The following is a 14,502-nucleotide window of genomic DNA, read 5'->3' on the forward strand; positions in this document are numbered from 1 at the left end:
GTCCCCGGACCATCCGGGACGGGTTGCGCCTCAGCCAAGCACGCCGGCCGCGCTGCGCGGAGCGGGCGTGAGCGCATCGCCCACCCGGTCCACCAGCAGAGCCATCTCGTACCCGACCTGACCGACGTCGCAGCTTCGCGAGGCGAGCACCGCGAACGACGATCCGTCCGAGATCGACATCAGGAAAAGGAACCCGTTGTCCATCTCCACGACAGTTTGCAACACCGCGCCGCCCTCGAAACAGCGGGCGGCACCCTGGGTGAGACTTACCAGGCCAGACGAGATGGCAGCCAGCTGGTCGGCTCGGTCCCGGGGCAGATCCCGGGACGAGGCGAGCAAAAGGCCGTCCGCGGACACCGCGACCGCATGGGCGACGCCCGGCACCCGGTCCGCGAAGTTGGCCAACAGCCAACCAAGATCCTGCGTAGTGGTCATGCCTCCTGCTCCTTGCCAGACTGGCTTCCGGTCTCGTTGGAGCCCGAAATCACATCATCGTCCTTGTGCTGGGTACGGCCGCGCTGGACCCCGCGGTGGTACGCGGAGAGCAACCCGCGCACGCCCTCGGGCGTACGGCGCTGCACCGTCGTCGTGCTCTTCTCGACCCCACCCGGCACCAGCTGTGCCATCGGGGTGCGCTTGGGCAGGCCCGCCGAGGTCGCATCCCCCGTGTCGGGCGTCCGGTTGGCGATCGCGCTGGCCGCGGCCCAGCCGTCGTCGGCAGCCGTCTGCCACGTCGGCCGGTATGCCTGGGGCACGTCGTAGCCGCTCGTGCCGCGTCCTCCACCGGTGCTGCCCATGCTCACGTCCCTGCTCGCCAGGCCGTGTGCGCCCGCCGTGGTGCTGCCGACCGTCGGTCCACCGTTGCCCGCGCGGACGTCGAGGTCCACGGCCGGGAACTGTGCGGTGATCGTAGTGTCTGGCAGCACTGCTGCGGGAGGGGCGGTTCGGGGTTCCTCGACGGGGCTGTCGACAGCCGTGCGGCGCGTGCTGAACCAGGCCGACTCCAGCTCCCGGAAGATCGGGAGCTCCATGGTCTCGTCCGCGAAGGGCATGCGGGTGTCGACCACCGGGTACTCGGCCGGGATCCTCGGCATCTCCGTGGTGAAGTCGGCCGCGCTGGCGGCGACCTCCTCACGGCTGACCGGCGGCCAGGCGGGCGGCGCCGCGGGAGCGGGCACGTCCACCGGGAGCGCCGACAGGGGCACCGCCGAGACGGGGGCCGCGGAGACCGGGACCGCCGACACGGGCACCGCCGAGATCGGCATGCCGGGGCTGCTGTACGGGCTGGCGGAGACCGGGGCCCCCGGCGGCGTCGCCGACGGCGTGGCACCCCAGCTGGGCTGGTTCCACGACGGCGTGCGCTCCTCGGGAGTCGACGGCGTCTGCCGCGGGATCTGCGGCTGCGCGTACGCCTCCGGCCGCAGCGGCTCGGCCTCGGCGGCCAGGTCGCTGTTGCGGCGCGGCAGCGGCTCGCCGCTGCGCGGACCCGTCTCGGTGCCCGCACCGGTCAGGTCCGACCAGGCCGGCATGCCGGCGCGGGACGGGGAACCGGTGGTCGCGGGCGGGGTCGTCATCGGCGGGGCCGGCGGGGCGTCGAACAGACCGCCCCGGCTGGGCGCGCCACCGTTGACCGTCGGACGGGCACTTGGCGCACCGGCGCCGCTCTCCAGTGCCAGCGGCGTGGCGAAGTTGCCCCGCTGCGGCGGCACCGTCGGCTGCTGCCGCGGCCCGGTCCCGGCGAAGGCGGGCAGTTCCCGCGAGCCGCCGGCGGGGGCCGCCGCGGGGCCGCGGCCGCCGGCCAGTGCCCGCGGCACCAGGACGGCGGTGGGCAGCGTGACGTCGGCGATGATGCCCCGGTCGGCGGACAGGCGCAGCTCGACCTTGACCCCGTGGCGGGCGGCGAGCCGCGCGACCACGACCAGGCCCATCATCCGGGAGACCGCCACGTCGACCATCGGCGGCGTGGCCAGCTTCTCGTTGATCTCGTTGAGCATGTCCGGCGAGATGCCGATGCCGTGGTCCTCGACGTACAGCACCGAGCGGTCGCCGACCCGGCGGGCCTCGACCATGACGGTCGAGTCCGGCGGCGAGAAGGCGGTCGCGTTGTCGAACAGCTCGGCGATGAGGTGCACCAGGTCGTTGACCGCGTGCGCGGCGACCTCGATGTCACGGTCGATGACCCCGAACTCGATGCGGGTGTAGTGCTCGACCTCGGACTGGGCGGCGCGGAGCACGTCCAGCAGGGCGGCCGGTTCACGCTGCACACGGGTCGAGTCGGCACCGGCGAGCACCAGCAGGTTCTCGTCGTTACGCCGCATTCGGGTGGCCAGGTGGTCCAGCTGGAACAGCTCGGCCAGCCGGTCCGGGTCCTCCTCGCCGCGCTCCAGCCGGTCGAGGTGGCCGATGAGCCGGTCGACCAGGATCTGCGAGCGCCGGGCGAGGTTGACGAACATCGTCGCGACGGAGGACCGCAGGGCGGCCTGCTCGGCGGCGGTGCGGACGGCCTCCAGGTGGACCGCGTTGAACGCCTCGGTCACCTGGCCGAACTCGTCCTTGCTGCGCACCGGCAGCGGCTCGGCGATCTGGTTGGCCACCTGCACCGGCGACAGCTGCGACGACAGCGACGGATCGCGCAGTCGCGCCACCGCCTGGGGCAGGCCGTACTGGGCGATGCTGAGCGCGCCGTGGCGCAGCTCGCGCAGCGACCGGGCCATCGAGCGGGCCACGAGCCAGGCGAAGAGGATCGCCAGCAGCAGCATGCCCAGCAGCAGACCGGTCTGCACGAGGACCTGCTGGGTGACCTCGTCACGCAGGTCGCCCGCGGTCGCCTCCACGTCGGTGTCGAGCTGGCGCTCGACCTTGCGCAGCAGGGCACCGTGGTCGTGCAGCGCCTGGTCCCACTCGGCGGCGTTGAAGCTCAGCGTGGAGATCCGGTCGCCGGAGAGTGCCTCCAGCTCGCCCTGGAACTTGACCGACTTCCGCAGCGCCGGGCCGGTGACCTGGCTGTTGAACAGGTCGATGTCGGACTCGGTGCCGACGGATTCGAACGCCTGCTGCGCCTGTTCCTGGCCGGTCAGCGTGGCGATGAAGTTGCGTCGCAGGTCAGGCGTGAGCTCCGTGAGCGCGAACGCCCGGTGCACGATGACGCGCTCCTGCGAGAGGAACTCCTTGGTGGTCGCGACCGCCGCTGCGGCCCGCAGGCCGTCACCGAGTTCGCCACCACCGGCGATCTGCGCCGCCCGATCCCGGATCTTCAACAGGTCGCCGATGAGCACCTGGTAGCGAAGCGCCGCGTTGGACTGCGGGATCTTCCGGTCCTTGACCTGGTCGCGCACTGACGACAGGTTCTGCAGGCCGGCGTCGATCCGCTCCAGCAGGTCGCGCAGGCTCGGGTCGACCTCGACCAGCGCGCCGCGCTGCTGCGCGTACGGCCGCTTGGCCTCTTCCACCTGCTTGGCGATCAGCTCGTACGACGCGGCGGCGGTCTTGCGGGTGGACTCGTTGTCCGCACCCAGCAGCATGGCCGCGGTGGCGCGCTCGTTCTGGAGCTCGTCGACCAGGGTGCCCGACTCTTTCACCAGCGAGGACAGAATGCGGGTGCGGTCGGCACTCGTGGCCGTGTCGAGGTTGTCCAACAGACCGTTGGTACCTACGACGATGGTGGCCAAGGTGGGCACGATCATGATCAGGCCCAGCTTGGACCAGATCGGCATGTCTCGGAGTCGGCTCACTGGCCGCCGGAGACGCGAAAGGACCGCGTTCTGCGTTCCTGGCCGCTTACTCACGTCACCGCCCTCCTGTCGGTACCGCCATAGAGATCCGCCAGCAGCGGATGGCACGAGGGGTCGCGCCGGGCACCGTACACAATCCATTCCTTTAGAGGAACGGACCCCCGAGATTCCATCACGCCCGGTGAAAAGAGGAAAGCCCAGGCTGCCCAGAATCCGACACCGGATGGGATGCTCTTGCAGGCCAGACAGCCAGTTCAGCCCGCAGTTTCCTTGGAGTCACGCAGCGTGAGCGTCCAAAGCGCCCGAGTTATCCTGCTTGCCGGCCCTTCCGGGTCGGGGAAGTCGTACATAGCCCGGCAGACAGGACTTCCTGTCCTGTGCCTTGACGATTTTTACAAAGACGGCACCGACCCCACACTCCCCCGAGTGAACGATGCCGTCGACTGGGAGTCGCCCCTGTCCTGGGACGCCGACGCCGCTATGACGGCCGTCACTCAACTCGCGTACACCGGCCGGACCATGACCCCGGCATACGACATCAGCCTCAGCAGGCGCGTCGGCGAGCACGAGTTCCGGCTGGACGGGGCACCGCTGTTCTTCGCCGAGGGGATCTTCGCCGCCGACATCGTCGATGCCTGCGCGCAGGTCGGACTGCTGGCCGACGCGCTCGCGCTGCACCGCCCGCGGACCGTCACCTTCGCCCGCCGCCTGGTCCGGGACCTGGCCGAGAACCGCAAGCCGCCCATGGTGCTGGTGCGCCGGGGCCTGCGGCTGTGGCGCGAGGACCCGGTCGTGCTCGGCCGGCAGCGCGACCTCGGCTGCCGGCCGACCAGTGCGTCCGCCCTGCTGCGGCGGACCCGCTACCTGCTCACAGCAGCTTCGCGTAAGCCGGTTTGATCACCTCGTTGATCAGCGTCAGCCGCTCGTCGAACGGGATGAACGCGCTCTTCATCGCGTTGACGGTGAGCCACTGCAACTCCGTCCAGCCCCAGCCGAACGCGTCCACCACCAGCGCCATCTCCCGCGACATGCTGGTGCCGCTCATCAGCCGGTTGTCGGTGTTGAGGGTCACCCGGAAGCGCAGGTCGCGCAGTAGCCCGATCGGGTGCTCGGCGATGGAGACGGCGGCGCCGGTCTGCACGTTCGACGACGGGCACAGCTCCAGCGGGATGCGCTTGTCGCGGACGTACCCGGCCAGGCGGCCCAGCTTGCGGGTCTGCGGGTCGATGTCGTCGACGATGCGCACCCCGTGGCCGAGGCGGTCCGCGCCGCACCACTGCAGCGCCTGCCAGATCGAGGGCAGCCCGAACGCCTCGCCCGCGTGGATGGTGAAGTGGAAGTTCTCCCGTTTGAGGTACTCGAACGCGTCCAGGTGCCGGGTGGGCGGGTAGCCCGCCTCGGCCCCGGCGATGTCGAAGCCGACCACGCCGGAGTCGCGGAACGCCGTGGACAGCTCCGCGATCTCCATCGAGCGCGCGGCGTGGCGCATCGCGGTCAGCAGGGTGCCGATCCGGATCGGGCGCCCCTGCGCGGCCGCCTCGGCGCTGCCCTCGGCGAACCCGGCCAGCACCGCCTCGACCACCTCGGGCAGGGTCAGCCCCGCGGTCAGGTGCTGCTCGGGGGCGTAGCGCACCTCGGCGTAGACCACGCCGTCGGCGGCCAGGTCGAGCGCGCACTCGTGGGCCACCCGGCGCAGCGCCGGCGCGGTCTGCATCACGGCCACGGTGTGCGCGAACGTCTCCAGGTACCGCTCCAGCGAGCCGCTGTCGGCGGCCTCCACGAACCAGCGCCCGAGTTCGTCGGCATCGGTGGCGGGCAGCTCGTGCCCGATCTCGGCGGCCAGCTCGACGATGGTGGCCGGACGCAGGCCCCCGTCGAGATGGTCGTGCAGCAGCGCCTTGGGCGCCCGTACGATCTCGTCATAGCTCGGTGTCACATGCATCAAGATATTGCCTGTGCTGACCGATGACCTGATAGGCGCTCTGCGCTGCCCCCTGTGCGCCGCGCCACTCCACCGCGCCGACACCTCGCTGCGCTGCCCCGCAGGCCACACGTTCGACCTCTCCCGCGAGGGCTACGTCCACCTGGGCACCGGCCGCCGCCTCCCGGAGGGCGACCCCCCCACCATGGTCGCCGCCCGCACCCGCACCCACACCGCCGCCCTGTTCCACCCCCTGGTCCAAGCCGTCGATCATGAACTTATGGACGTGTTCGGCGGCGTGTTCCCACCCTGGCACCGTGATCAGCCGGCCGAGGGGCGGCCGCTGGTGGTGGATCTGGGGGCGGGGACGGGGTATTACCTGGCGGGGGTTTTGGAGGGGTGGGGTGAGGCGGGTGGGTTGGCGTTCGATGTGAGTAAGGCGGCGTTGCGGCGGGCGGCGAAGGCGCATCCGAGGGTGGGGGCGGTGCTGGCCGATACGTGGGGGCCGCTGCCGCTGGCGGACGGGTGCGCCGACCTGGTGCTGAACGTGTTCGCACCGCGCAACGGGACCGAGATGCGGCGCATCCTGGCCGACGAGGGCCTGCTGCTGGTCGTCACGCCGACAGGTGACCACCTGCGCGAACTGCGCGAGGCGCTGCCGCTGCTGGAGGTCGACGCGGCCAAGGAGCGGCGGCTGGCCACCGCGCTGCCGCAGTTCGAGCAGCGGGGCGCGCGCACCGTCCGCTGGACCGTGGACCTCAGCCGCGAGCAGGCGCTGGACCTCGTGGGTATGGGCCCCAGCGCCCACCACGTCGACCTGGTCGAGATCGCCCGGCGGCTGCCCGACCGGATCACGGTCACCGCCGGGGTCGACCTGTCTACGTGGACAGGTCGACCTCTTCCCAGCCGCCCGGCGGGTCGTGGTAATCCCCGGTGAAGACGACCGCCCACTCCAGGGCCCAGCGCCGCTGCCCGATCGCGTTGGCGTTCAGCTCGCCGGGCACCGGCTGCCCGGCCGCCTCCAGCTGCTGGAACGACCAGTCCAGGCAGTAGTGCAGGTCCAGCGCCGCGGCGACCACGGTGGGGTCGCGCGGGGCGGCCAGCGTACGCGCGCGCCACTGCTCGAAGTCCTCGCCGCCCAGCAGGTCCGGGAACAGCTCCATCAGCCGGATCGGCGGGTGGAGCGGGTCGAGCACCTTGATGACGCCCAGCGTCCAGGCCAGCCCGGCCAGCGCGTCCAGGTGCAGCGCGAACGACTGCCGGTCGCCGACCTCCTCGGTGATCCACTCCCATTCGGGCTGGGTCACGTCCGGCAGCAGCTTGTTGGCGTCCAGCCAGCCCACGGCGGCCTCGGCCGGCATGTCGAAGCAGCGCTCCAGCACCACGTGCAGGATGGCCGCGCGGGCCTCCAGCTCGCCGGTAGGGCGCAGTCCGACCTGGTCCTCCGGTTCCCACACCAGCGGGAACGTGTCGGGCGGGCACGGCACGCCGAGCCGGTGCAGCTCCTCGAAGCTGGCGGCGCGCACCGCGAGCGGATCGGGTGCGGGAACGGCCACGTCAGCCGATCCGGTCGATGATCAGCGGGCGGGTCGCGGCCGGGCCGTCGGCCAGGGTGAACGACTGCGCGGCCAGCTCCAGCGCGGCCGGGATGCGGGCGGCGTCGTCGGCGCGCAGCTCGTAGAGGACATCCCCGGCCCGCACCTTGTCGCCGGGGCGGCGGTGCAGCACCACGCCCGCGGCCGCGCTGACCGGGTCCTCCTTGCGGGCGCGCCCGGCGCCCAGGCGCCACGCCGCCAGGCCGATGCCCATGGCGTCGACGTACGACACGGTGCCCGAGATGTCGGCGCGGACCTGCTCGACCTCCTTGGCCACCGGCAGCGGCGCGTCGGGGTCGCCGCCCTGGGCGCGGATCATCGCGCGCCAGGAGTCCATCGCGCGCCCGTCGTGCAGCGCGTCGGCCGGATCGACGTCGGACAGCCCGACCGCGTCCAGCATCTCCCGGGCCAGGGCCAGGGTCAGCTCGACCACGTCGGCGGGGCCGCCGCCGGACAGCACGTCCAGCGACTCCTGCACCTCGACCGCGTTGCCGATCGCCAGGCCCAGCGGCACGTTCATGTCGGTGAGCAGCGCGACCGTGTCGACGCCGGAGGCCCGGCCCAGCTCGACCATGGTGCGGGCCAGCTCGCGGGCGTCGTCGACGGACTTCATGAACGCGCCGGTGCCGACCTTGACGTCCAGCACCAGCGCACCGGTGCCCTCGGCGATCTTCTTGCTCATGATGGAGCTGGCGATCAGCGGGATCGCCTCGACCGTGCCGGTGACGTCGCGCAGGGCGTACAGCTTGCGGTCGGCCGGGGCCAGCCCCTCGCCGGCCTGGCAGATCACCGCGCCGACGGCTTCGAGCTGGGCGAGGAACTCCTCGTTGCTCAGCGCCGCGCGCCAGCCGGGGATCGACTCCAGCTTGTCCAGCGTGCCGCCGGTGTGGCCCAGGCCCCGCCCGGACAGCTGCGGCACGGCCGCGCCGCACGCCGCCACCAGCGGGGTCAGCGGCAGCGTGATCTTGTCGCCGACGCCGCCGGTCGAGTGCTTGTCCACGGTCGGGCGCGACACCCGCGACAGGTCCAGCCGCTCGCCCGAGGCGATCATCGCGGCGGTCCAGCGGGCGATCTCGGCGTCGGTCATGCCGCGCAGCAGGATCGCCATGGCCAGCGCCGACATCTGCTCGTCGGCGACATGCCCGCGCGTGTACGCGTCCACGACCCAGTCGATCTGCGCGTCGGTCAGCACCCCGCCGTCGCGCTTGGCCCGGATCACGTCCACGGCCGCGAAGCCACTCATACAGTCCTCATTCGATGTTTCCGTGTACGGCGGCCAGCTCCGCGAGGCCGAAGCCGCGCGGCAGCAGTTCCGCCATGGTCACCGGGCCGCCCTCGGCGTCGATCAGCATCCGCGGCCCGCCCTGCTCCCAGAGCAGCTGGCGGCAGCGCCCGCACGGCAGCAGCGGCTCGCCGTCGCCGTTGACGCACGCCATGGCGACCAGGCGGCCGCCACCGGTGGCGTGCAGCTGCGACACCATGCCGCACTCGGCGCACAGCACCACGCCGTAGGCCGCGTTCTCGACGTTGCAGCCGACCACGACCCGGCCGTCGTCGACGAGCCCCGCCGCGCCCACCGGGAACTTCGAGTACGGCGCGTACGCCCGGTGCATCACCGCCACCGCGGCCGACCGCAGCGCGTCCCAGTCGATCTCCATTGCCTTCACCTCGTTCGCAGCCACAGCCCCTACCGGCCGATCTTGCCGGGACCAGGGATGATACGTCCAGGTTGCCCCGGTCGCCCCCTTGAGTCACGCAAGATCGGCCCGGCGGGGCGCGTCAACCCTTCACGTAGGGTTTGCCGTCGGCCGCGGGTGCGCGCACCCGGCCGACCAGTCCGGCGACCGCGAAGATGGTGGCGACGTAGGGCAGCATGTTCAGGAACTGGCTCGGGATGGGGCTGCTGATGCCGGTCAGGAACGACGTCAGCGCCCCGAAGAAGCCGAAGAACAGCGAGGCCAGGAAGGCCCCGACCGGGTTCCAGCGTCCGAAGATCATGGCCGCCAGCGCGATGAAGCCCGCCCCGCTGACCATGTACTTGCTGAAGCCCGTGGTCGACTGGAGCGAGAAGTACGCCCCGCCGAACCCGGCCACCACGCCCGCGATCAGCACGTTCAGGTAGCGCAGGCCGAGCACGCGGATGCCGACGGTGTCGGCCGCCGCCGGGTGCTCGCCCACGGCCCGGGTGCGCAGACCCCACCGGGTGCGGAACAGCGTCAGCGTCACCACGGCCACCGCGATCAGCGAGCCGTAGCTGAAGATCGTGCCGTTGAACAGCGCCGGGCCCAGCACCGGGATCTGCGACAGCCCGGGGATCGGCCACGTCGGCACCCGGCCCGGGAAGTTGTAGGCATCGGTGTCGGGCCGCATGACCTGCTCGTAGAAGAAGGCGGTGAGCCCGCCGGCGAACAGGTTGAGCACGATGCCCACCACGACCTGGTCCACCAGGTACTTGATGGCGAAGACCGCCAGGATCGCCGACAGCAGCGCGCCGCCGACCATCGCGGCGACCAGGCCCAGCCAGAAGCTGCCGGTCACCGTGCCGAACAGCGAACCGAAGAAGGCGCCGGTGAGCAGTTGGCCCTCGATCGCGACGTTGACCACGCCGGTGCGTTCGCACAGCACGCCGCCCAGCGAGCCGAAGATGAACGGGATGGCCGCGGTGAAGGTGATCGCGGCGATCGAGCCCAGCGGCATGGTGTGCGACACCGTGGAGACCGACATCTGCCAGCAGAGCGCCGAGATGATGAAGGCCAGCAGCGCCGTGCCGACCAGCAGCCCGAAGTGGCGGCCGGTGAACAGCAGGACCAGCCCCGCCGCGACCGCGATCAGGCCGAACAGGATCGCCCCGACGTTGCCCGGGATGTCGAAACCTTTGCCCTCGACCGTCTCCCCGTACGCGAAACGGGCCGCGTCACTGCTGGCCAGGGCGCCGAACAGGACCGTGGCGAGCACGCCGAGGCCGGTCATCGCCGCGCCGGTCTTGCGGGCCCGGGTCCAGTAGCCCGTCGGCACCGCCAGCTCGACGTCCATCGTGGAGGTCGTCATGTCAGCCCCTCGCCAGTACGGCCTGCGCGGCGGCAGCCGGCGACCTGCGGAGTCGGTAGATCGTCTTCACCAGTGCGGGGGCTGCCACGAAGAGCACGATCAGCGCCTGGATGACGAAGACCAGCTCCTGCGATACGCCGCTGAAGTTCTGCATGGTGTTGCCACCCGCCTGGAGCGCGCCGAACAGCAGGCCCGCGCCGACGACGCCCCACGGCCGCACCCGGCCCAGCAGCGCGACCAGGATGCCGTTGAAACCGATCTGGCCGAGCATGTCGCCGGTCAGCGCGGGGGCGGTGCCCAGCGCGACCGAGGTGCCGCCCAGGCCCGCCAGCGCACCGGCCAGGGCCATGGTCAGCGCCAGTGTGGTGCCGACGCTGATGCCCGCGGTCGCCGCGGCGCTCGGGTTGTGGCCCACGGCGCGCAGCTCGAAGCCGAACCGGCCCCGCTTGAGCAGCCAGGCCACCCCGGCGGCGGTCAGCACCGCCAGGACGATGCCGAGGTTGGCCCGCAGCAGCGGGTCCGGGATCAGCTTGGGCAGGTAGCCGGACTCAGCGATCGGCCTGCTGATCGCGTCGGGGCGGTTAGGGTCCTTGATCCCGTTCTGGAGGATGTACCAGCCGAGGAACAGCGCCGCGATGTTGTTCAGCATGATGGTCAAGATGACCTCGTGCGCGCCGGTGCGCGCCTTGAGGACGCCGACGAGGTAGCCGTAAAGGCCGCCGAGCAGGGCACCGGCGATCAGGCCGAGCGGCACCTGGAGCCAGCCGGTCGTGGACAGCGCCAGGCCGACCGTGCCGCCGCCGATGGCACCCATGATCGCCTGGCCCTGGCCGCCGATGTTGAACAGGCCGGCCCGGAACGGCACCGCCACCGCCAGACCCGTGAAGATCAGCGGCGCGGCGTAGGTCAGCGTCTCGCTGATTGGGTAGAAGACCTGCTGCCAGGGCGCCATGTCCCAGTACCAGCGGTTGGCGGTGTCCGGGTTCACGATCGAGCCCTTGAACATGTCGCCGTACGCGGTGCTGACGAAGTCCCAGCTCTCGGTGAGCGTCTTGCCGGGCTGATAGAAGAAGTAGCTCCACTGCTCGCGCAGGTCGGCGTTACCGATGATCATGAGGATGCCGCCGCAGATCAGCGCCAGCAGGATCGCCAGGATGGTCACCGTCACGCTGTTGTCTGCCCACAGCTCCTCGCGCAGCACCCGGCCGAACGAGCGCTTGGGCTCCTCGGGCGCGGGGGTGCGGTGGCCCACGGCCGGCTCCGGCGCGGCCACGGCGTACTGGTCGGACCCGGCCGGCTCCTTGGCCGGGGCCTTGTCCGGCGAGCACGCGGTCGCCTCGGGCTCCGCCCCGACCGGCTCATGCGCCTCGAACGGCTCGTGGGATGTCATGCGGTCACCTCTGCACCGGGGGTGGGTGAGCTGGGGTCGATGCCGGCCATCAGCAGGCCCAGAGTCTCGCGCGGGGTGTCCGGCGACACGACGGCCAGCACCCGGCCGCGGTACATCACCGCGACCCGGTCGGCCAGCGCCACGACCTCGTCGAGCTCGCTGGAGACCACCAGGACGCCCGCGCCGCGGTCGCGCTCGGCCACGATGCGCGCGTGGATGAACTCGATCGAGCCGACGTCCACGCCGCGGGTCGGCTGCGCCGCGATCAGCAGCTTCAGCGGCCGCGACATCTCCCGCGCGACGATCACCTTCTGCTGGTTGCCGCCCGACAGCGAGCCCACCGGCTGCTCGGCCGACTGGGTGCGCACGTCGAACTCGTCGATCTTCTGCCGCGCCGAGATCTCGATCTCGTCCAGGTCGAGGGCGAAGCGCCCGCCGAACGGCTTGTCGCGGTACAGGTCCAGCACCAGGTTCTCTGCGACGGAGAACTCCTTGACCAGACCGTCCACGCTGCGGTCCTCGGGCACGTAGCCGACGCCGGAGGCGAGCACCTCGCGCGGACGGCAGGCGGTGATGTCCCGGCCCTCCAGCGACACCGTGCCCGCCAGCGCCGGGCGCAGTCCCATGATCGCCTCGACCAGCTCGGTCTGCCCGTTGCCCTGCACGCCCGCGATGCCCAGCACCTCGCCGCCGCGCACCACCAGGTCCACGCCGTTGACGGCGCGGTGGTTGCGGGCGTCGGCGACGACCAGGCCGGAGACCTCCAGCACGGGCGCGCCGACGGTCGCCTCCTCCTTCGGCACCTCCAGCACCACGCTGCGCCCGACCATCAGCTCGGCGAGCTCCGACTCGGGGGCGGTGGGCTCGGCGGTGCCGACGGTCCGGCCGCGGCGGATGACGGTGATGCGGTCGGCGACGGCCTTGACCTCGCGCAGCTTGTGCGTGATGAACACGATGGACTTGCCCGCGGCCTTGAGCCCCCGCATGACCTCCAGGAGCTCGTCGGTCTCCTGCGGGGTGAGCACCGCGGTCGGCTCGTCGAGGATGAGCAGGTCGACCTCGCGGGTCAGCGCCTTGACGATCTCGACGCGCTGCTGGATGCCGATCGGCAGGTCCTCGATGATCGCGTCGGGGTCGAGCGGCAGGCCGTATCGCTGGGAGACCTCGCGGACGAGGTAGGCGGCCTTGTGGCGGTCGATCAGGCCGCCCTTGACCGGCTCGGTGCCGAGCATGATGTTCTCCGCGACGGAGAAGACGGGGACCAGCATGAAGTGCTGGTGGACCATGCCGATGCCGACCTTGATGGCATCGCCGGGCCCTTTGATGCGTACGGGCGCGCCGTCGACGAGGATCTCGCCCTCGTCCGGCTGCAGCAGGCCGTACAGCACGTTCATCAGGGTGGACTTGCCCGCACCGTTCTCGCCGAGCAGGGCATGGATCTCGCCGGGCTCCACGGTGAGGCTGATGTTGTCGTTAGCGACGAGGTCACCGAAGCGCTTGGTGATGCCGCGCAGTTCGAGTCTCAGCTCCGACCTCCAGGTGTACGGCACCCCGGCGCGAGTGCCCGCTCATTATGTGGGCGCCGGCGGGGGCGATGCGATACCCCCTTCCGCCGCTGTGGAAGCGATCCGGCCGCCGCCCGTGCCCGCTGGTCGGCGGTTCGGGAAGCGGCCGGACGTGTGTCTTCCATGGGTGGCCGCCCACTACGGCGATGATCTCACCGAGGTGGGCGGCCGGGTGTCACTTCGGCTGGGCCGGGGACTCCACCTTGATGGTGCCCGCGATGATGTCGGCCTTCAGCTTGTCGACCTCGGCCTTGAGGCCAGCGTCGATCTTGCTGTCGAAGTCGTGGTACGGCGCCAGCGAGACGCCGTTGTTCTCCAGGGTGCCCAGGAAGCCGCCGGTCAGCAGGGTGCCCGGGGTGGCAGCCGACTTGGTCAGCGCGTCCTTGACGCCGTCCTTGGAGTTCTTGACCACGGTGGTCAGCATGACCGAGCCGTACTTCGTGGTGTCGAAGCCGTCGGCGTCGACCCAGATCACGACGTACTTGCTGCCCGCGTTGGCGGCGGTGCCGAGGCCCGCGCCACCGGCGACCGGGAAGATCACGTCAGCGCCCTGGGCGGCCAGGGTGTCCGACTTCTGCTTGCCCTTCTCCTGGCTGCCGAAGTCGTCGGTGAACAGGCCGTCCTGCTTGGCCTTGTCCCAGCCCAGCAGCTGGACGTTCTTGCCCTTGGCCTTGTTGTACGCGGCCACACCGTCGGCGAAGCCGTCCATGAAGATGGTCACCGGGGCGATCTTCATGCCGCCGTAGGTGCCCACCTTGCCCGACTTCGAGTAGCCCGCGGCCAGGTAGCCCGCCAGGTAGGCGGCCTGCTGGGTCTCGAACTGGATCGGGAAGACGTTGCTCAGACCCTGGTTGCCGGCGTCGACGATGGCGAACTGCACCTTCGGGTTCGCGGTGGCGACCTTCTTGGTGGCGTCGCCCATCAGGCCGCCGACGGCCTGCACGAACTGGCAGCCCTTGCCGACCGACTGGGTCAGGTTCGGGTCGTAGTCAGACATCGCGGTCGACGGGGTGTAGCTGGCGGCGATGGCCGAGTTGGCGCTCGCGGCGGCCTGCATGCCCGCCCACGACGAGGCGTTGAACGAGTGGTCGTCGATACCGCCGGTGTCGGTCACCATGCAAGCGGTGAACTTGGCGGCGGCGGCGCTGGTGGAGCCGGCGTTCGGCTCCTCAGTCGGCTTGCTGCACGCGGCGGCGGCCAGAGCCAGGCCAGCCGCGGCTACGAGCGCGACAATCTTCATCCCACGCACAGG

General features: G+C 71.2%; 11 protein-coding genes and 1 pseudogene. 2 read left to right on the forward strand and 10 right to left on the reverse strand.

What is annotated here, in order from left to right:
• Window positions 1–30: 30 nt before the first annotated feature.
• Together Cs7R123_RS38015 and Cs7R123_RS38020 are read right to left on the reverse strand one after the other, a co-directional pair.
• Window positions 31–435: a roadblock/LC7 domain-containing protein gene (locus Cs7R123_RS38015; RefSeq protein ID WP_144122168.1), complete on the reverse strand. Its 405-nt coding sequence runs from the start codon at window positions 433–435 to the stop codon at window positions 31–33.
• A complete protein-coding gene (locus Cs7R123_RS38020) occupies window positions 432–3,785 on the reverse strand; it encodes a sensor histidine kinase (protein WP_212833863.1) in 3,354 nt (1,117 codons plus the stop codon). The genes Cs7R123_RS38015 and Cs7R123_RS38020 overlap by 4 nt, the downstream gene beginning before the upstream one ends.
• 174 nt (window positions 3,786–3,959) lie before the next feature.
• On the opposite strand from Cs7R123_RS38020, the gene Cs7R123_RS38025 reads away from it, so the two are divergent.
• Window positions 3,960–4,628: a uridine kinase gene (locus Cs7R123_RS38025; protein WP_212833865.1), complete on the forward strand. Its 669-nt coding sequence runs from the start codon at window positions 3,960–3,962 to the stop codon at window positions 4,626–4,628.
• Here the strand turns inward: Cs7R123_RS38025 and Cs7R123_RS38030 are convergent.
• Window positions 4,600–5,667, reverse strand: coding sequence for an adenosine deaminase (locus Cs7R123_RS38030; RefSeq protein ID WP_244872401.1), 1,068 nt, complete (start codon window positions 5,665–5,667; stop codon window positions 4,600–4,602). The two genes, Cs7R123_RS38025 and Cs7R123_RS38030, sit on opposite strands and share 29 nt — an antisense overlap.
• A 19-nt stretch (window positions 5,668–5,686) precedes the next feature.
• Between Cs7R123_RS38030 and Cs7R123_RS38035 the strand changes: the two genes are divergently transcribed.
• The gene (locus Cs7R123_RS38035) at window positions 5,687–6,589 is read left to right on the forward strand and encodes a putative RNA methyltransferase (RefSeq protein WP_244872402.1); all 903 of its coding nucleotides are present in this window, start codon (window positions 5,687–5,689) and stop codon (window positions 6,587–6,589) included.
• Here the strand turns inward: Cs7R123_RS38035 and Cs7R123_RS38040 are convergent.
• The 7 genes and pseudogenes from Cs7R123_RS38040 to Cs7R123_RS38070 all read right to left on the reverse strand — a co-directional run bounded on the left by Cs7R123_RS38040 (window position 6,531) and on the right by Cs7R123_RS38070 (window position 14,490).
• Window positions 6,531–7,208, reverse strand: coding sequence for a DUF4272 domain-containing protein (locus Cs7R123_RS38040; RefSeq protein WP_212833868.1), 678 nt, complete (start codon window positions 7,206–7,208; stop codon window positions 6,531–6,533). The genes Cs7R123_RS38035 and Cs7R123_RS38040 overlap by 59 nt on opposite strands.
• A gap of 1 nt (window position 7,209) precedes the next feature.
• Complete coding sequence (locus Cs7R123_RS38045) at window positions 7,210–8,490, reverse strand: thymidine phosphorylase (RefSeq protein WP_212833871.1); 1,281 nt, start codon at window positions 8,488–8,490, stop codon at window positions 7,210–7,212.
• A gap of 19 nt (window positions 8,491–8,509) precedes the next feature.
• Window positions 8,510–8,905, reverse strand: a pseudogene (locus Cs7R123_RS38050) (cytidine deaminase); the annotation flags it as partial.
• Between the two features lie 121 nt (window positions 8,906–9,026).
• Complete coding sequence (locus Cs7R123_RS38055) at window positions 9,027–10,295, reverse strand: ABC transporter permease (RefSeq protein ID WP_212833874.1); 1,269 nt, start codon at window positions 10,293–10,295, stop codon at window positions 9,027–9,029.
• Window position 10,296: 1 nt separating this feature from the next.
• The gene (locus tag Cs7R123_RS38060; protein WP_212833876.1) at window positions 10,297–11,685 is read right to left on the reverse strand and encodes an ABC transporter permease; all 1,389 of its coding nucleotides are present in this window, start codon (window positions 11,683–11,685) and stop codon (window positions 10,297–10,299) included.
• Entirely contained in the window at window positions 11,682–13,235 is a 1,554-nt protein-coding gene (locus tag Cs7R123_RS38065; RefSeq protein ID WP_212833878.1) for an ABC transporter ATP-binding protein, read from the reverse strand. Before Cs7R123_RS38065 ends, Cs7R123_RS38060 begins: the two co-directional genes overlap by 4 nt.
• Window positions 13,236–13,425: 190 nt before the next feature.
• On the reverse strand, window positions 13,426–14,490 hold the full coding sequence (locus tag Cs7R123_RS38070) for a BMP family protein (protein WP_212835042.1): 1,065 nt from the start codon (window positions 14,488–14,490) through the stop codon (window positions 13,426–13,428).
• Window positions 14,491–14,502: the final 12 nt, after the last annotated feature.

Origin of the sequence: Catellatospora sp. TT07R-123, assembly GCF_018327705.1 — a bacterium.
Lineage (GTDB): Bacteria > Actinomycetota > Actinomycetes > Mycobacteriales > Micromonosporaceae > Catellatospora.